Here is a 16,996-nt window from a genome sequence, read left to right on the forward strand (position 1 = left end):
CTCGCACGATCACGATCACGATCACGATCACGATCACGATCACGATCACGATCACGATCACGATCACGATCACGATCACGATCACGATCATCAGCATGGTCCCGGATGCGCGCACGGCCACGGCCATGAACACCGCTGAGCTCGTCGCGCTGCTGCATCTCGCATCGCCGGCGCTGCCGATCGGCGCGTTCAGCTATTCTCAGGGCCTCGAAGCAGCGCTCGATGCCCATCTGATCCGCGATGCCGACAGCGCCCGCGACTGGATCGCGAGCGGCCTGACCGACGTGCTCGCGCACGGTGAGCTGCCGTTTCTCGCGCACCAGCTCGCGCGCTGGCACGCGCATGACCTCGACGCACTCGCCCGGGAGAATGCGTGGTTCGTCGCGAGCCGGGAATCGTCCGAGCTGCGCCGCGAGACCGAGCAGATGGGCTGGTCGCTCGCCCGGCTTTGCACGTCTCTCGAATGGGGCGATGCGGCACGACGCGCGACGCTTGCAGCCCTCTCGCCGATCGCGCTGCCGACCGCATTTGCGTATGCGGCCGCCGCGCACGGCGCGAGCGCCGATGCGGCGCTCGCCGCCTACGCGTTCGGCTGGGTCGAGAACCAGACCGCCGCCGCGCTGAAGGCCGTGCCGCTCGGCCAGCTTGCCGGGCAGAAGATCATCGTCGCGCTGCGCGGCGCGATCGATGCGGCCGTGCAACGCGCACTCGCGACACCGCCCGATCGCATCAACACATTCGCGCCGCAGCTCGGCATTCTGTCCGCTCGGCACGAAACCCAGTATTCGCGATTGTTCCGCTCCTGACCCTGACGCAACACGCCATGAACACACCTCACACATCTTCCGCCCGCCGCACGAAAAAACTGCCGCCGCTGCGCGTCGGCATCGGCGGCCCGGTCGGCTCCGGCAAGACCACGCTGCTCGAAATGCTGTGCAAGGCGATGCGCGACAGGTACGACCTCATCGCGATCACCAACGACATCTACACGAAGGAAGACCAGCGCCTGCTCACCGTGGCGGGGGCGTTGCCCGAGGAACGGATCATGGGCGTCGAGACGGGCGGCTGCCCGCATACCGCGATCCGCGAGGACGCGTCGATCAATCTCGAAGCGGTCGACCGGATGCTGGCGCGCTTCCCGGATGCGGATATCGTGTTCATCGAATCGGGCGGCGACAATCTCGCGGCGACGTTCAGCCCCGAGCTGTCCGACCTGACGATCTACGTGATCGATGTCGCGGGCGGCGAGAAGATCCCGCGCAAGGGCGGCCCCGGCATCACGAAGTCCGACCTGCTCGTGATCAACAAGACCGACCTCGCGCCGCTCGTCGGCGCGAACCTCGATGTGATGGCGTCCGACACGCAGAAGATGCGCGGCGGACGGCCTTATGTGATGACGAACCTGAAAACGCTCGACGGCGTCGCGGACGTCGTCGCGTTCATCGGGAAGAAGGGCTTGCTGAACGTCTGAATGCAGGTGGCGGGCGGCGCGTCCGTCTATCGGCCGGCGGATGCCGCACCGCCGGGTCACCCGCAACGACGCGGAACGGCGCCGTTCCGTCGAAGCCGCATCACGCCGCGCGCCGCTTACTCGTCCTGCGTAATCCCTGCGCCGCGCTCGACGGACGGCAGGAGCGCCGCGAGCACATCGACCGAGCGCGCGGTCGCGCCGCGATGCCGGGCGGCAAACGCGGCGCCTGCCGCGCCCATGGCGATACGCCGCGCCTTGTCGGCGAACAACGTATCGAGCACGCGCGCGAGATCCGCGGGATCCTGCACCTGCTGCGCCGCGCCGGCCGCCACCGCGTCGGCGGTCGCCTGCGTGAAGTTGAATACGTGCGGCCCGATCAGCACCGGCACGCCGACCGCGCACGCCTCGATCAGGTTCTGCCCGCCAAGCGGCAGCAGGCTGCCGCCGATGAAGGCGACGTCCGCCGCCGCGTAATACGCGCCCAGCTCGCCCATCGAATCGCCGAGCAGCACCGACACATCCGACGGCAGCGGCCGCGCAACGGCCGGGCGGCCGGCAGCCGGCGCCGCCGCATCCGCCGCCCACGCAGAGCGCCGCACGCACTTGAGGCCGCTGCGCGAGACGAGCGCCTCGACCTCGCCAAAGCGCTGCGGATGGCGCGGCACCAGGATCAGCAGCGCGCCGGGCGTCTTGACCGCCTCGAACGCCTGCAGGATCAGCGCTTCCTCGTTCTCCCGCGTGCTCGCCGCGACCCATACCGGACGCGCGCCGATCGCATCGCGCCACGCACGCCCCCGCGCGGCGAGTTCAGGCGGCGTCGTCATGTCGAATTTCAGGTTGCCGAGCACCGCCACGTGCCGTGCGCCGAGCGACGCCAGACGCTCCGCGTCGGCCGGACTCTGCGCGAGCACGCGCGCGAAGCCGCCGAACACATCGCGCGCGGCCGCACCGAATTTGGCGGCGCGCCGGTACGAACGCGCCGACATCCGCGCATTGGTCAGGACAAGCGGCACGTCCGCGCGACGGCACTCGTCGATCAGCGTCGGCCACACTTCCGTTTCCATCACGAGCCCGAACGTCGGCCGCCATGCGCGCAGAAAGCGCCGCACCGCGCCCGGCATGTCATACGGCAGGTAGCAGCGCAGCACGCGATCGCCGAAGATCTGCTCGCCGGTCGCGCGACCGCTTGGCGTCATGTGCGTGAGCAGGATGCGGGCGTCCGGGCGCGCCTTCATCAGCGCGTCGATCAGCGGTTGCGCGGCGCGCGTCTCGCCGACCGACACCGCATGCACCCAGATCAACGGCGCATGATCGTCCGGCGCGCGGCCCGGCCCGCAACCGAAACGCTCGCCGATATGCTCGCGGTAGCCGCGCTCCTTGCGCGACCGCAGGAAAAGCCGTGCAACGGCAAGCGGCGCGACCAGCCACCACAGTGCGCGATAGACCGCTCTCAGCATGACGCGGCCACCTCTTGTCGACGATTGCTGCGCGCGTTCAAACCAGCGCCCTGCCCGTCAGACGTTCGAGAATGCCGAGCGGCGCGCATTCGCGCCGGACCATCGCGTCGACCGGCAGGAAGAATGTCTGCTCGAGCATGAACTGGCCGGACATCACCGCATGCGACGTCTGGTCGGAGAAGCAGATCCACACGCTGCCCGGCGGGAACGGCATCGTTTCCTGCGGACAGCGCTTCTGATAGTCGAGATCGGCCTTCATGCCGTCGTGCAGGTTCAGCATCAGGTGGTCGTACGCGCTGCGCGGCGTCTTCGTCACGTGCAGCAGGTTCAGCAGCGTCGCCGAACCCGGCAACTGCGGCCGGATGCGCGGCAGGAAACGCCTGGCAACGTCCTCGAACGGCTCGCCGACGCGCCATACGCGCGGCGTGCCCGCCGGATTGACGTTCGTAAACACGCGCAGGATCCGCTCGCCGTAATTCGGTCGAGACGGGAACGCGTCGACGTGCAGCCGGCTGTCGTCCTTGCGCCACGACGTCTGGCGCGTCTCGACCTGCATCAGGCGCAGGCTCGTCGGCGCGACGCGCAGCTTGCCGCGGTATTCGGGGAACAGGCCGTCGACGAGCGAACCCGCCTGCTGCTGGAAGCGCGCGACGAGCGCACGCACCGCCGACTGCGTGACGTTGTCGCCGAGCACGCCGGCGAGCGCGCCGCCGTTCGGCGCGAGGCTGATGTTCTTGCGTTTCGGATCGGCGAGCGCCGGGTCGAGCAGCGCTTCCTCGCCGCCTTCGATCGCAAAGCGCAGATGCGGGAAATACAGCACCTTGCCCTCTTCGACCGCGGCCAGCAGCTGCTCGCGCGGGATCGACAGGTTGTGTCCGCGCCAATCGGCGGACGAGACTTCGATGATCTGGGATTCGCTCATGATCGCGTCGAGATACGTGCGTTACAGGAGACCGAAGCCCGCGAGCGCCGACTTCACCTGGCCGATCGTCGGCGGTTGTCCCGCCGTGCCGAGATTGACGACGTTCGGCGACCAGTAGCCGCCGGTCCGCCAGGCCGTCGCGAAATTGTACAGTTCGACCGTCGGACGCTTCAGCGCCGCCGCGATGTGAACCAGACCTGTATCAACCCCGACCGTCGCCGCCGCGCCGTCGATCAGGCCGACGACCGCCGGCAGCGACAGCTTCGGCGGCACGATCGCTGCCGCGCCGAACTCCTTCGCGAGCCGCTCGCTCGTCGCGCGCTCGGCGTCGTTGCCCCACGGCAGCACGAGCGACGCGCCGCGCCGCACCAGCGCCTGGCCGAGCTCGATCCATGCGGCATCCGGCCATTGCTTGTCGGCGCGCGACGTCGCATGGACGAACACGACGTACGGCACGGGCAGGTTCAGGTCGAGCGCGGACAGCGCACGCGTCGCCTCGCGCGTGTCGATGCCGAAGTCGACCGGATCGGCGGGCGTCGGCGCCGGATCGCCCAGCGCGGCCGCGACGAGCTGCCGGGAGCGCTCGACGACGTGCGTGCGCGGCTCGATCGGCACGCGCTTGTCGTAGAAAAAGCGCACCGGCCACTCGTAGCCGGCGCCGTCGGTGCGGTTGCCGAGGCCGACGAGCGAGCCGCGCGCCCAGCTCGCGACCCATGCGGTCTTGAGCAGGCCCTGGCAATCGATCACGAGATCGTAATGCTCGGCCTCGAGCTTGCGCCTGAACGCGCGGATCTCGCGCCAGGTCGCGCCGGAAAACGGCTTCTTGCGCCAGCGGCGCAGCGAAAACGGCAGGACGTGACGGACGCCGTCGACGAGCCGCACGAGGTCGGCGAAGCTCTCCTCGACGAGCCAGTCGATTTGCGCATCGGGATGGCGCCGCCGGATGTCGGCGATCACCGGCATGTTGTGCACGACGTCGCCGAGCGACGACACGCGCACGATCAGAATCTTTTGCACGCTGAAAAAATGCCGGCGGAAGGCCGGCAACAGGCATAAAGATGCGATTTTATCGCGCCCGGCCGTCTCCACACGCAAAAAGCGGCGCACGCGCTGTGAATTGTCCCGTCCGACTTTACGGGGTCAGCTCAATGCGCGTGCGCCGCCTTTCAGGGAACGGCCGACGATCCGGCAAGCGGCGGACACGCCGCCGCCCCGGCTCAGAACGGCAGCTCGACGTCCGGCTTCGCCGCCTTCAGCACGCGGCGGAAATCCTCCTGAATGCGCTTCAGGCCCGCCTGCGTCTCGGCCTCGAAGCGCAGCACGACCACCGGCGTCGTGTTCGACGAGCGCGCCAGGCCGAAGCCGTCCGGATACTCGACGCGCAGGCCGTCGATCGTCACGACCTCGTCCGCACCGTCGAACTTCGCGTCCTGCTGCAAGCGCTCGATCAGGCGGAAGTTCTCGCCCTCCTCCAGCTTGAGCTGGAGTTCCGGCGTGCACATCGCATCCGGCAGCGCATTGAGCACCGCGCTCGGGTTCGCCGTCTTCGCGAGGATCTCGAGCAGGCGCGCGCCGGTGTAGAGACCGTCATCAAAGCCGTACCAGCGGTCCTTGAAGAACACGTGGCCGCTCATTTCGCCCGCGAGCGGCGCGCCCGTTTCGCGCAGCTTCGCCTTGACGAGCGAATGGCCGGTCTTCCACATCAGCGGCTCGCCGCCCTTTTCCTTCACCCATTGCGCGAGATGGCGCGTGCACTTCACGTCGTAGATGATCTGCGCGCCCGGGTTGCGCGACAGCACTTCCTCCGCGAACAGCATCAGCTGGCGATCCGGATAAATGATCTGGCCGTCCTTCGTGACGACGCCGAGACGGTCGCCGTCGCCGTCGAACGCGAAACCGATCTCCGCGTCGGTTTCCCTGAGCGCGCGGATCACGTCCTGCAGGTTTTCCGGGTGCGCCGGATCCGGGTGATGGTTCGGGAACGTGCCGTCGATGTCGGTGAACAGCTCGACGAGTTCGCAGCCGAGCGCCTTGAACAGGCGCGGCGCGAGTTCGCCCGCGACGCCGTTGCCGGCGTCGACGACGATCTTCAGCGGCCGCGCCAGCCTGATGTCGCCGACGATCCGGTCGATGTACTGATCCGCGACGTCATATTGCTCGTAAGCGCCGCTGCCCGACTCGAAGCGCTCGTCGACGATGCGACGGTACAGCGCCTGGATCTGCTCGCCGTAGATGGCGGCGCCGCGCAGCACCATCTTGAAGCCGTTGTAATCCGGCGGATTGTGGCTGCCGGTGACGACGATGCACGAATCGATGCGGCGCTCGCCGCCCTTCAGCGCGAGCGGCACGCTGGCCGCGAAATAGCCGACCGGCGTCGGCACCATGCCGACATCGACGACGTCGACGCCCGCCGCACGCAGGCCGTCGGCCAGCGCGCCGACGAGCTCGGGCCCGGACAGGCGGCCGTCGCGCGCAACGACGACTGCATCGCCGCCCTGCGCGCGCACTTCGCTGCCGAATGCACGGCCGATCGCGCGTGCCGTGTCGGCGTCGAGCGTCTTGCCGACCACGCCGCGAATGTCATATGCCTTGAAGATGGATGGGGAGATCATCGATTCTCTCTCAGTTGCGTGCATGGAAAAATTTTGACTGCCTCGCCGCCCTTGCGCAGCATGACGCTGCATGGCTCCAGAAGAAGCCGGCGCGATGGCTGGAGCGATCCGGATACAACTTATAATCGCTGGTTTTGATGACGCGGATACCGCCCATTTTAATGCCTGATCGTTCCGCCGCCGCAAAGCTGACGCCCGCGGGCGCCGTCCCGGTTGCTCCGGGCGCACCCCGGCGCGTCGCACCATGCTGAAACGCTTCGCCAATCCGGACGTCGCGAAGGCCGTCGCGAATCTCGTCTGGCTCGGGCTCGAACGGCTCACGCAGATCGGCGTCGCGATCGCGATCAGCGGTCTGCTGGCCCGCTACTTCGGGCCGGACGTGTTCGGCAAATGGCAGTACGCGAATACGCTGCTCCTCGTGCTGGCGCCGCTCACCTGGGTATGCGGCGCGGAAATTCTCGTTCCGACCATCGTGCAGCGCCCGGCCGGGCAAATCGGCGCCGTGCTCGGCAGCGCGTTCGCGTTGCGGATTGCGGTATCCGTCGCCGCGCTCGCCGCGACCTGGATCGCGATCGCCGCGGGCGCGTTCGATCCGCTCGTCGGCGCGATGCTCGCCGGCCTCGCGGTCACGATGATCTTCCGCGAGCCGTTCATCGGCGTCGTCAACGCGTGGCTGCAGAGCATGACCTACAGCAAGCCGCAGCTCGTCGCCAGCATGGCCGCGGCGCTCGCCAAGGCGGCGCTCGTCTGGCTGCTGGTGCGTGCGGCCGCGGCGCCCGCGCGGTTTTCCTGGCTGTGGGCGCTCGAAGCCGCCGCGATCGGCCTCGCCTTGCTGCTCTATTACCGGCAGCGCAACGGCGGCACGCTCGGCTGGACGTTCGACAACACGTTGTTCAGGCATTTCGCGACGGCCGGCACGATATTCTGGCTCGGCCTCATCTGCATGTATCTGTTCCTCAAGCTCGACCGCCTGATGCTCGAGCGTCACGTATCGTTCGCCGACCTCGGCCGCTATGCGGCTGCGCAGCAACTGAACGAGAACTGGATCACGCTCGCGCTGATGCTCGCGCAGACGATCGCGCCCGCGTTTGTCTACCGCGTGCAGGACGCCGCCCGGCTGCGCCGCAACATTGTCCGGCTGACCGCGATGACCGCCGGCGTGATGACCGCCGGCGCGCTCGTGCTCGACGCGGCCGCGCCGCTCATCGTCGGCAAGGTGTTCGGGCCGGGCTACGAAGCGTCGGTCGACATCTTCCGCTGGGCGGTCTGGCTGTCCGTGCCCGCAGGCATCGAGGCGATAGGAAATCTTATCGTTCTCAAATATCAAGCAAAATTCGTTTTATTGTTGAAGTGGGTGCTCGCGCTGGCGATCGCCGCACTCGTCAACCTGATCGCCATTCCGCGGCTCGGCCTGTACGGCGCGCTCGTCGGGCTGGCCGGCGGCTATCTCGCGGCCGCCGCGGTCAACTTTTATTACATTCGCTACAAGCTGCGCCCATGACGTCCCCCATTCCCTCGCCGCGCGAAGCCGGTCCGCTCGACGACGTCGCCGTGCTGATGCCGGCCTACAACGCGCATGACGACGTCGTCCGCACCCTTGCGTCGTTCCGCGAGGACGCGCCGGTGCACGTGCTGATCGTCGACGACGGCAGCACGCCGCCGATCGCCGCGCCGGATCTGCCCGGCCTGTCGGTCGAGGTGCTGAGCATGCCGCAGAACGGCGGCATCGAGCGCGCGCTGCAAGCCGGCATCGATGCACTCGCCGCGCGCGGCTTCCGCTACGCGGCACGGATTGACGCGGGCGATCTCGCGGCGCCGCGGCGTCTGGCGAAACAGCGCGCGTATCTCGATGCGCATCCGCGTGTCGCCTGCGTCGGCATGTGGGCGCAGGTCGTCTCGCGCGACGGCGCGCCACTCTTCATGCTGACGCCGCCGGCCGATCCGCGCGCGCTGCGCCGCACGCGCTTCCTGCGCTCGCCGCTCGTGCATCCGTCGGTGATGCTGCGCGTCGACGCCGTGCGCGAGGCCGGCAATTACCGCGCGAAGTACCGTGCCGCCGAAGATCTCGATCTTTTTTTGCGCTTAATGCAACGCTACGATTGCGCGAACCTGCCGGAACTCGGCCTCTATTACGAACTGAACGAAGGCGGTATCAGCGCGACCAAGCGGCGGCGTCAGCTGATGTCGACACTCACGCTGCTGCTCCGGCATTTCAACGCACTGAATCCATACGACTGGGCGGGCCTCGCCAAGAACCTGCTGCATTTCGTGACGCCATACCGTACGCTGCAACGGATCAAGCACACGCTGTTCGCCGCGCGGCCGTCCGCTTGACGCGTATCCGGCATTTTCGATGTTTTATTTTTTCTTTTTTTCATGACCGCCACCTCCCCGCTGCGTATCGCGCTCGTCTGCAACACGGCCTGGGCGATCTATACGTACCGTCACGGGCTGATCCGCATGCTCGTGGCACGCGGCGCCGAGGTGATCGTCATTGCGCCACACGATCGCACCGTGCCGCTGCTCGAGAAGATGGGGTGCCGCTACGTGCCGCTCGCGGTCGCGTCGAAAGGGACGAACCCGCGCCAGGATCTCGGCACGCTCGCCGCGCTCCATCGCCATTACCGTGCGCTGAAGCCGAGCCTCGTGTTCCACTACACGATCAAGCCGAACATCTACGGCTCGATCGCCGCGTGGCTCGCGCGCACGCCGTCGATCGCGGTGACGACCGGGCTCGGCTACGTCTTCATCCAGAAGAGCCGCGCGGCGAGCGTCGCGAAACGCCTCTACCGTTTCGCGTTCCGCTTTCCGCGTGAGGTCTGGTTCCTGAACCGCGACGATCTCGCGACCTTCACCGAAGCGCATCTGCTCGCGCATCCGGATCGCGCGCGCCTGCTGCATGGCGAAGGCGTCGATCTCGAGCATTTCGCGCCGGCGCCGCTGCCGGGCGGCGACGCACCGGTGTTCATCCTGATCGGCCGCCTGCTGTGGGACAAGGGCGTACGCGAATACGTCGAGGCCGCGCGCGTCGTGCGCACGCAATATCCGAAAGCGCGCTTCCAGCTGCTCGGCCCGCTCGGCGTCGACAACCCGAGCGCGATCGGCCAGGCCGACGTCGACGCATGGGTGCGAGAAGGCGTCGTCGAGTACCTCGGCGAAGCGCACGACGTGCGGCCGTACATCGCCGCCGCCGACTGCGTCGTGCTGCCGTCGTATCGGGAAGGCGTGCCGCGCACGCTGATGGAAGCGTCCGCGATGGGCCGCCCGATTGTCGCGACCGACGTGCCGGGCTGCCGCGACGTCGTCGCCGACGGCAAGACCGGCCTGCTGTGCGCCGCACGCGACAGCGCGAGCCTCGCGGCACGCCTCACGCAGATGATCGGGCTCGGCCCCGCCGGACGCGCGGCGATGGGCGCGCGCGGACGACAGAAAGTCATCGACGAGTTCGACGAGCAGCACGTCGTCGAACGCTACAAAACCACCATTCGCGCCTTGACCGGCGTCACTCTCTGAAGGAGCACGAAGCCATGACCACGAAAGGAACGATTCTCGTGACGGGCGGTGCGGGCTATATCGGTTCGCATACCTCGGTCGAACTGCTCGACCACGGCTACGATGTCGTGATCGCCGACAACCTCGTCAACAGCAAGGCCGAAGCCGTCAGACGCATCGCGCAGATCACCGGCAGGACGCCCGCGTTCTACCAGATCGACGTCTGCGACGAGGATGCGTTGCGCAAGGTGTTCGACGCCCACCCGATCACGGGTGCGATTCATTTCGCGGCGCTCAAGGCGGTCGGCGAATCGGTCGCGAAGCCGCTCGAGTACTACCGGAACAACATGGGCGGCCTGCTCGCGGTGCTCAACGTGATGCGCGAGCGCGACGTCAGGCAGTTCGTGTTCAGCTCGTCGGCCACCGTGTACGGCGTGCCGGAGCGATCGCCGATCGACGAATCGTTCCCGTTGTCGGCGACCAACCCGTACGGACAATCGAAGCTGATCGCCGAGCAGATCCTGCGCGATCTGCTGATCGCCGATCCGTCGTGGCGCATCGCGACGCTGCGCTACTTCAACCCGGTCGGCGCCCATGCGAGCGGACTGATCGGCGAAGATCCGTCCGGCATCCCGAACAATCTGATGCCGTACGTCGCGCAGGTCGCGATCGGCAAGCTCGACAAGCTGCGCGTATTCGGCAGCGACTACCCGACGCCGGACGGCACGGGCGTGCGCGACTACATCCACGTCGTCGACCTCGCACGCGGCCACCTCGCGGCACTCGATGCGCTGGCCGCGCTCGACGCGAGCTTCACCGTCAACCTCGGCACCGGCCGCGGCTACTCCGTGCTCGAAATCGTGCGCGCGTTCGAACAGGCATCCGGCCGCGAGGTCCCGTACGAACTCGTCGCGCGCCGCCCGGGCGATGTGGCCGAATGCTACGCGAACCCGGCCAGGGCGGCCGAACTGCTCGGCTGGCGCGCGCAATACGGCATCGAGCAGATGTGCGTCGACCACTGGCGATGGCAGGAAATGAACCCACGCGGTTTTGTATAATCCGCTGTCATTTTTTCGTCCGATCCCATGCTCAGCTTTGCCTCCGGCTTCCTCGTCTCGCTGCTCGTGACGCTCTTCATCGTGCGTTACGCGCACCTGCACGAAAAATTCTCGGTCGACAGCGACCTGGCCGGCGTGCAGAAATTCCACGTGCGGCCCGTGCCGCGCGTGGGCGGCATCGGGATTCTGACGGGTGTCGTCGCTTCGGCGGTGCTGCTGATGCAGCGCTATCCGACCATTGCCGGCAGTGTGCTCTGCGTGGTCGGCTGCGGGCTGCCGGCGTTCCTGTCAGGACTCGTCGAGGACATGACCAAGCGCGTGTCGCCGCGCGTGCGGCTGCTGTGCACGATGGCCGCGGCCGCGCTCGCATTCTGGCTGATGCAGATCGCCATCACGCGCATCAGCGTGCCGCCGCTCGATTTCCTGCTCGGCTACGCCGCGATTTCGTTCTTCGTGACCGTGCTCGCCGTTGCTGCGCTCGCGAACGCCGTCAACATCATCGACGGCTTCAACGGGCTCGCGTCGATGGTGAGCTTCATGATGTTCGCGTCGCTCGCGTACGTCGCGTTCCAGGTCGGCGAACCGGTGGTGCTGTCCGGATCGCTCATCATGATGGGCGCGATCCTCGGCTTTTTCGTGTGGAATTTCCCGGCCGGGCTGATCTTCCTCGGCGACGGCGGCGCCTATTTCATCGGCTTCACGCTCGCGGAACTCGCGATCCTGCTGGTGATGCGGCATCGCGAAGTGTCCGCCTGGTATCCGGTGCTGCTGTTCATGTATCCGATCTTCGAGACCTGCTTCTCGATCTACCGGAAGAAGTTCGTGCGCGGCATGTCGCCGGGGATTCCCGATGGCGTGCACCTGCACATGCTCGTCTACAAGCGTCTGATGCGCTGGGCGGTCGGCACCCAGGCCGCGCACGACCTGACGCGCCGCAATTCGCTGACGTCGCCGTATCTGTGGCTGCTGTGCCTGATCGCGGTGATCCCGGCGACGCTGTTCTGGCGGCATACGGTCCACCTGTTCGTGTTCGTCGTGGTGTTCGCGGCGACCTATGTGTGGCTGTATCTCAGCATCGTGCGGTTCAAGACGCCGCGGTGGATGGTGGTGCGCAAGGATCGTCGCGGGTAGAGATCGGCGGCAACGGCCCACAAAAAAAGCGCACCTCGGTGCGCTTTTCTTTTGCCTCGGATCCGCCATGTGACGAGACCGATGTCAGCCGCCTGATACCGCACGCGTCGGCACGCTATGCAGAGCCGGTGCGATTGTCGACTGATACTCAGGCACCCAGCGCCGCAAATCGCGCCGCACTTCGTCGTCGCTCAGCACGCGGTGCTGCATCAGCCAGGGCAGCAGTTCATCGAGCAGATCGTCCGGCACTTCGCGCGCGCGTGCGATCCGCAGCTTCGGATGAGGCGTGCGTGTCGTCGTCTCGTCGTCGGCGAGCAATTCCTCGTAGAGCTTTTCGCCCGGACGCAAGCCGCTGAACTCGATGCGGATCTGGTCTTCCGTGAAACCGTGCAGGTGGATCAGGTCGCGGGCGAGATCGACGATCTTCATCGGCTGCCCCATGTCGAGAATGAAGATCTCGCCGCCGTGGCCCATGCTCGACGCCTGCAGCACCAGCTGCGAGGCCTCAGGAATCGTCATGAAGAAACGCGTGATTTCCGGATGCGTGACCGTGATCGGGCCGCCCTTCTCGATCTGCTGCTGGAACTTCGGGATCACGCTGCCCGCACTGCCGAGCACGTTGCCGAAACGAACGGTCTCGAACTGTGTGTGCGGGCTCGTCTGCTGCAACGCCTGGCAGGCCATTTCCGCAAGACGCTTGCTCGCGCCCATCACGTTGGTCGGGTTGACCGCCTTGTCCGTCGAAATCAGCACGAAGTGGCGCACGTCATGCCGGATTGCCGCGCGTGCGACGCGATAGGTGCCGAGCACGTTGTTGCGCACCGCCTGCCATGCATTGTGCTCCTCCATCAGCGGCACGTGCTTATAGGCCGCCGCATGGAACACGATGTGCGGCGCATGGCGGGACATCACCTGATCGAGCAGCAGCGAATCCTTCGCGTCGCCGATGATCGGCACGACCGGCTGGTCGGGGAAGCGCTCACGCAGCTCTTCGGTCAGCCGGTAGATCGCATATTCGGAGATGTCGAACACGACGAGTTGCGCGGGTGCGAAGCGCAGGATCTGCCGGCACAGCTCCGAGCCGATCGACCCGCCCGCACCCGTGACCATCACGACACGGCCATGCAGCAGCGCTTCGACGTGAGGCGTGTCGATCGTGACCGCATCGCGGCCGAGGAGATCTTCGAGGTCGATCTGGCGGACTTGTGAAAGAAAGCCCTGGCCAGGCATCAGCGAGTTCAGCGACGGGAGCACCATCGCTTTCACGCCGGCGCGTACGCAGAGGGTGGCGGCACGACGCTGTACTTCGACCGATGCGGAAGGAATCGCGATGATCGCGTATTCGACCTTGAGCGCGTCGATCCAGTGCTCGACATCGTCGACCGAGCCGAGCACCTTGTAACCGTAGACCTCGCGACCGTGTTTCTTGACGTCGTCGTCGAGCAGGCCCACGAGACGCCACTCCCCCGAGCGGGACAATTCGCGCGCGAGGTTCGCGCCGGCCGTGCCGGCGCCGAGCACCAGCACCGGCTTGCCCTGCCCGACGAGCCCGCCATACAGGTAGAACTCCTTGGACGCGCGATATAGCGCGCGCGCACCGCCCATGATCAGGAACAGCATCAGCGGCGAGACGAGCAGCACCGAGCGCGGGATGATCGGCGTCGGCTGGAACATGACCGAACCGATCATCACGATCAGGCTGCCGCAGACTATGGCCTTAGAGATCCGCAACAGATCCGGCAGACTCGCAAATACCCATAGCCCGCGGTAGAGGCCGAACAGGCGGAACATCACTGCGTAGATGGGCAACGCCCAGGTGAGCGCTACCAGCGCGCCGCGCAGGAAATCAGACGGGATACTGCCGTTGAAGCGGACGAGATAGGCGAACAACCACGCGGCGGCGACCGCCAGCATGTCGAACAGGAAAGCACTTAGTGACTGCCATGATGCTTTGGATCGCAACATCGGCGGGAGACCTCAAGAATTGTTTTTGGCAGCTGCCTGAATTCGGCGCCAGCGCATATCGATCACGATTCCGATGCACGCCAGGACGCCGTACCACGCAATGAATAGCAACCATTGTTGCAGTGCTGGACGGCCCAATGCCCACAAGGCAACGATTATGCCTGCGAGCATGATGAGGTACCAATAAACAGCGGTGCGTCCATGACCCATTCCGGAACGCACCATCCTCTGATAATAATGCTCCCGGTGCGCATGCCAGAACTTTTCACCGCGTAACAAACGTCTCAGGAGTGTTACAGATGCATCGGCGATAAAGGGAGAGAACACCATCGCCGGAAACCACAAGGGCCAGATTGCTTCGCGCCACCCCCAGTAACCGAGCGCGCCGGCCATGAAGCCAAGCGGGATCGAGCCGGCATCGCCGAGAAAAAGTCGGGCCGGGTGGAAATTCAGCAGGAGAAAGCCGAGAGCGGCGCCTGCAACGGCAGCGCCGCCGGCCGCGAGATCCGGCGATGGATGCGAACCGTTGAGTACCGCAACCGCGTAGGCGCCGAATCCGAACAGCGCCATGCCGCCGGCGAGACCGTCGGCGCCGTCCATGAAGTTGTAGAGATTGATCAGCCACACCATCGCGAAACCGATGCCCACGAGAAGCCACCACGGCGCAGCGGCCGGATAGACGGCGATGAGCGCGACGACAGCTGAAAGGTGTGCGGCGAATCGCACCCGTGCCGGCAAGCCGCGCCGGTCGTCGATCTGCGACATGGCGGCCAGAACCACTACCGCTATGGCGATCAACCATAGTCGCGGCGCGAGCCACAGAAGCGCAGCCACACTCACCGGCACGATACCCCAGCCACCGACGCGCGGGGTCGGCAGCGTATGGAGTGAACGGTCGTTTGGAATGTCGGTTGCGAGTCGCCAGGCCAGCCCGGTCGCGAGCAGCATGCGGAGAATGATCGTCGAGGCGGTTGCGGCGACCAAGGCCACAGCCATGGCAGTCAGCCATGTGGTAATCGCGGGATGCATATTGTCTATTTCTGATGATCGCGCGAACGATACCACGCAGCCGTGGCTTCGAGGCCTTGTCGGGTGGTGAAGGGAGGACGCCAGTCGAGCACGCGTTTTACGTGGCCTGTATCGAGTTGCAGGCTATCCGTCAGACGTTCGATCGCGGCGCTGCGGCCGGTCAGCTTACCTATGGTACGCAAAACGCTGGCTGGAACTGGGAACAGCCTCGCGGGCTTGCCTAGGGCGTCGCCGACCATTCGCAGCAACTCGGCGACAGATAGCGGATCGTCATCGGCGATGTGAAAACATCCGCGAGTTGCGCGCGGATCGATTGCGCACGCCACTAGCACATCCGCAAGATTGTCGATATAGACAAGGCTACGCCGAGCGGTAATCGTGCCAAGCGGAAGTGGCATCCCGCACGATATCGCATCCATCATCCGCAAAAAATTCGCCCGAACGCCGGGCCCGTAGACGAGCGGTGGCCGAACGATCACGACATCGAGACCTGACGCGTCCCCGAACTGCCGCAGCGCCAACTCTGCCTCAAATTTCGACCGTCCGTACGCATCTTCAGGGCGTGCCGGATCGTTCTCAGACAATGGTCTGCCACCATCACGCTCGGCAATTGCCTTGATGCTGCTAACGAACACAAAACGTCTCACACCGTTACGACGTGCCGCTTCAGCGACGCGCAATGTGCCTTCAACGTTTGTGGCGCAAAAGGCTGCGTCAGGATCCGAGTCTATGTTATTCATCACATGGACTCGCGCCGCCAAATGGACGACACAGTGAACCTCTGGCCAAGCGATATCAGCCAACCCGACAAAATCGGGACGATCGTATAGCCATTCTCGGACGCCAGCGGCGCAGCCGCCGACACGACGGACGAGCCCCGTCACGGAATGCCCGTCAGCGGTCAGTGCACGACTCAGCGCACGCCCAACGAATCCGTTGGCCCCCGTCACGACAATACAGCTCATAGCCACTTCCAGCCGAACCGATTATAGAACTTGAATGCGGACGCAACGAACATACGGATATGCGCGAACCCCTTACGCGCTGCACCGCCACCGTGATGAAGCACGCGCACTGCGGGAACATAGGCGATGCGAGCGAGTTCCCGAGTCCGCAAACTGATGTCATAGTCCTCAAAATAAAGAAAATAACAGGGATCGAATCCCTTCAGCCGCTTGAGTGGCTCGGTGCGAAACAACATGAAGCACCCACTGACAATCGGTGGATCCCAGACGATGTCCGACTCGTTAATCCGATCATGCATTTCATAATATGAAAGTCGACGTTCAAAGGGCTTTCGAAGAAGCGCGGGCAGAAATCCCCTAATGAATAAATCGAGCAATGCCGGATAGCGGCGGCACAAATACTGGATGCGTCCAGCTTCGTCACCGATTCTGGGCGTGAGTAAGCCGACTTCCTGGTGCACATCGAGAAAATCGAACGCTCGCACGAGTGCGTTCGGTTCAAGGTCAATGTCTGGGTTCAGGATCAAGTGGTAGCAACTTTGCGCCTGCTCGATAGCCAAGTTATGGCCGCGCCCATAGCCAACGTTGCCATGACCAGAAAGCACATCGAAAGCGATCCCCATCCGAGCAAGCATCTCCCTGACTACGGACAGGTCGGGCAACCCGCCATTGTCGACAAGACAGACACTGATATGTAGCCCGCGGCGGGATTCTCGCAGGCCATCGAAAGCGACACTGAGGCTTGAGAACGTACGAGCAAGCAGCACCACATCGGGATGATAAGTCACGATGGAGACCGAGAGCGCGTCACCAGCGTCTATCGGGAAACTGTACGTAGAAGATTCGATTCGATGTGATGCCACGGGCTACCAAAATTTTAGTGATCGAATGGGC

The 16,996-nt window shown here is 65.3% G+C and carries 15 protein-coding genes; 7 read left to right on the forward strand and 8 right to left on the reverse strand.

The annotated features are described in order from the left end of the window. Nucleotides 1-125: 125 nt before the first annotated feature. Nucleotides 126-806, forward strand: a complete 681-nt coding sequence (locus KH616_RS05635; protein WP_292237943.1) for an urease accessory UreF family protein — start codon at nt 126-128, stop codon at nt 804-806. A gap of 17 nt (nt 807-823) precedes the next feature. Next, entirely contained in the window at nt 824-1,471 is a 648-nt protein-coding gene (gene ureG / locus KH616_RS05640) for an urease accessory protein UreG (protein WP_292237944.1), read from the forward strand. Nucleotides 1,472-1,587: 116 nt separating this feature from the next. Here the strand turns inward: ureG and waaA are convergent, their stop codons facing one another. From waaA to KH616_RS05660, 4 genes are all read right to left on the reverse strand, one after another. Continuing rightward, nucleotides 1,588-2,928, reverse strand: a complete 1,341-nt coding sequence (waaA, locus tag KH616_RS05645; RefSeq protein WP_292237945.1) for a lipid IV(A) 3-deoxy-D-manno-octulosonic acid transferase — start codon at nt 2,926-2,928, stop codon at nt 1,588-1,590. A 37-nt stretch (nt 2,929-2,965) separates the two neighbouring features. After that, nucleotides 2,966-3,850 carry a Kdo hydroxylase family protein gene (locus KH616_RS05650; RefSeq protein WP_292237946.1) on the reverse strand — a complete coding sequence of 295 codons (885 nt, stop codon included), beginning with the start codon at nt 3,848-3,850 and terminating at the stop codon, nt 2,966-2,968. Nucleotides 3,851-3,871: 21 nt separating this feature from the next. Further along, on the reverse strand, nt 3,872-4,867 hold the full coding sequence (gene waaC, locus KH616_RS05655; protein WP_292237947.1) for a lipopolysaccharide heptosyltransferase I: 996 nt from the start codon (nt 4,865-4,867) through the stop codon (nt 3,872-3,874). Between the two features lie 200 nt (nt 4,868-5,067). Next, complete coding sequence (locus KH616_RS05660; protein WP_292237948.1) at nt 5,068-6,462, reverse strand: phosphomannomutase/phosphoglucomutase; 1,395 nt, start codon at nt 6,460-6,462, stop codon at nt 5,068-5,070. Between the two features lie 244 nt (nt 6,463-6,706). On the opposite strand from KH616_RS05660, the gene KH616_RS05665 reads away from it, so the two are divergent. From KH616_RS05665 to KH616_RS05685, 5 genes are read left to right on the forward strand one after another with little or no spacing between them, the layout of a single operon-like run. Then, a complete protein-coding gene (locus KH616_RS05665) occupies nt 6,707-7,963 on the forward strand; it encodes a hypothetical protein (RefSeq protein WP_292237949.1) in 1,257 nt (418 codons plus the stop codon). Then, the gene (locus KH616_RS05670) at nt 7,960-8,796 is read left to right on the forward strand and encodes a glycosyltransferase (RefSeq protein ID WP_292237950.1); all 837 of its coding nucleotides are present in this window, start codon (nt 7,960-7,962) and stop codon (nt 8,794-8,796) included. The genes KH616_RS05665 and KH616_RS05670 overlap by 4 nt, the downstream gene beginning before the upstream one ends. A 42-nt stretch (nt 8,797-8,838) precedes the next feature. Then, the gene (locus KH616_RS05675) at nt 8,839-9,975 is read left to right on the forward strand and encodes a glycosyltransferase family 4 protein (RefSeq protein ID WP_292237951.1); all 1,137 of its coding nucleotides are present in this window, start codon (nt 8,839-8,841) and stop codon (nt 9,973-9,975) included. 14 nt (nt 9,976-9,989) lie between these two features. Then, nucleotides 9,990-11,012, forward strand: a complete 1,023-nt coding sequence (gene galE / locus KH616_RS05680) for a UDP-glucose 4-epimerase GalE (protein WP_292237952.1) — start codon at nt 9,990-9,992, stop codon at nt 11,010-11,012. Between the two features lie 27 nt (nt 11,013-11,039). Continuing rightward, on the forward strand, nt 11,040-12,143 hold the full coding sequence (locus tag KH616_RS05685; protein ID WP_292237953.1) for a glycosyltransferase: 1,104 nt from the start codon (nt 11,040-11,042) through the stop codon (nt 12,141-12,143). An 84-nt stretch (nt 12,144-12,227) separates the two neighbouring features. On the opposite strand, the gene KH616_RS05690 is transcribed toward KH616_RS05685, so the two are convergent. From KH616_RS05690 to KH616_RS05705, 4 genes are read right to left on the reverse strand one after another with little or no spacing between them, the layout of a single operon-like run. After that, a complete protein-coding gene (locus KH616_RS05690) occupies nt 12,228-14,108 on the reverse strand; it encodes a nucleoside-diphosphate sugar epimerase/dehydratase (protein ID WP_292237954.1) in 1,881 nt (626 codons plus the stop codon). A gap of 12 nt (nt 14,109-14,120) precedes the next feature. Beyond that, on the reverse strand, nt 14,121-15,137 hold the full coding sequence (locus KH616_RS05695) for a glycosyltransferase family 4 protein (protein ID WP_292237955.1): 1,017 nt from the start codon (nt 15,135-15,137) through the stop codon (nt 14,121-14,123). Nucleotides 15,138-15,142: 5 nt separating this feature from the next. Continuing rightward, on the reverse strand, nt 15,143-16,102 hold the full coding sequence (locus KH616_RS05700) for an SDR family oxidoreductase (RefSeq protein WP_292237956.1): 960 nt from the start codon (nt 16,100-16,102) through the stop codon (nt 15,143-15,145). Then, nucleotides 16,099-16,965, reverse strand: coding sequence for a glycosyltransferase family 2 protein (locus KH616_RS05705; RefSeq protein WP_292237957.1), 867 nt, complete (start codon nt 16,963-16,965; stop codon nt 16,099-16,101). The genes KH616_RS05700 and KH616_RS05705 overlap by 4 nt, the downstream gene beginning before the upstream one ends. Nucleotides 16,966-16,996: the final 31 nt, after the last annotated feature.

Origin of the sequence: Burkholderia sp. (assembly GCF_018375725.1) — a bacterium.
Taxonomy (GTDB): domain Bacteria; phylum Pseudomonadota; class Gammaproteobacteria; order Burkholderiales; family Burkholderiaceae; genus Burkholderia.

What these genes read in the sequence shown, in the direction of transcription:
- KH616_RS05660 (WP_292237948.1), bottom strand. Translation starts at nt 6,462, where the DNA reads ATGATCTCCCCATCCATCTTCAAGGCATATGACATTCGCGGCGTGGTC.
- KH616_RS05700 (WP_292237956.1), bottom strand. Translation starts at nt 16,102, where the DNA reads ATGAGCTGTATTGTCGTGACGGGGGCCAACGGATTCGTTGGGCGTGCG.
- ureG (WP_292237944.1), top strand. Translation starts at nt 824, where the DNA reads ATGAACACACCTCACACATCTTCCGCCCGCCGCACGAAAAAACTGCCG.
- KH616_RS05665 (WP_292237949.1), top strand. Translation starts at nt 6,707, where the DNA reads ATGCTGAAACGCTTCGCCAATCCGGACGTCGCGAAGGCCGTCGCGAAT.
- KH616_RS05670 (WP_292237950.1), top strand. Translation starts at nt 7,960, where the DNA reads ATGACGTCCCCCATTCCCTCGCCGCGCGAAGCCGGTCCGCTCGACGAC.
- KH616_RS05695 (WP_292237955.1), bottom strand. Translation starts at nt 15,137, where the DNA reads ATGCATCCCGCGATTACCACATGGCTGACTGCCATGGCTGTGGCCTTG.
- KH616_RS05635 (WP_292237943.1), top strand. Translation starts at nt 126, where the DNA reads ATGAACACCGCTGAGCTCGTCGCGCTGCTGCATCTCGCATCGCCGGCG.
- KH616_RS05650 (WP_292237946.1), bottom strand. Translation starts at nt 3,850, where the DNA reads ATGAGCGAATCCCAGATCATCGAAGTCTCGTCCGCCGATTGGCGCGGA.
- waaA (WP_292237945.1), bottom strand. Translation starts at nt 2,928, where the DNA reads ATGCTGAGAGCGGTCTATCGCGCACTGTGGTGGCTGGTCGCGCCGCTT.
- galE (WP_292237952.1), top strand. Translation starts at nt 9,990, where the DNA reads ATGACCACGAAAGGAACGATTCTCGTGACGGGCGGTGCGGGCTATATC.
- KH616_RS05685 (WP_292237953.1), top strand. Translation starts at nt 11,040, where the DNA reads ATGCTCAGCTTTGCCTCCGGCTTCCTCGTCTCGCTGCTCGTGACGCTC.
- KH616_RS05690 (WP_292237954.1), bottom strand. Translation starts at nt 14,108, where the DNA reads ATGTTGCGATCCAAAGCATCATGGCAGTCACTAAGTGCTTTCCTGTTC.
- KH616_RS05675 (WP_292237951.1), top strand. Translation starts at nt 8,839, where the DNA reads ATGACCGCCACCTCCCCGCTGCGTATCGCGCTCGTCTGCAACACGGCC.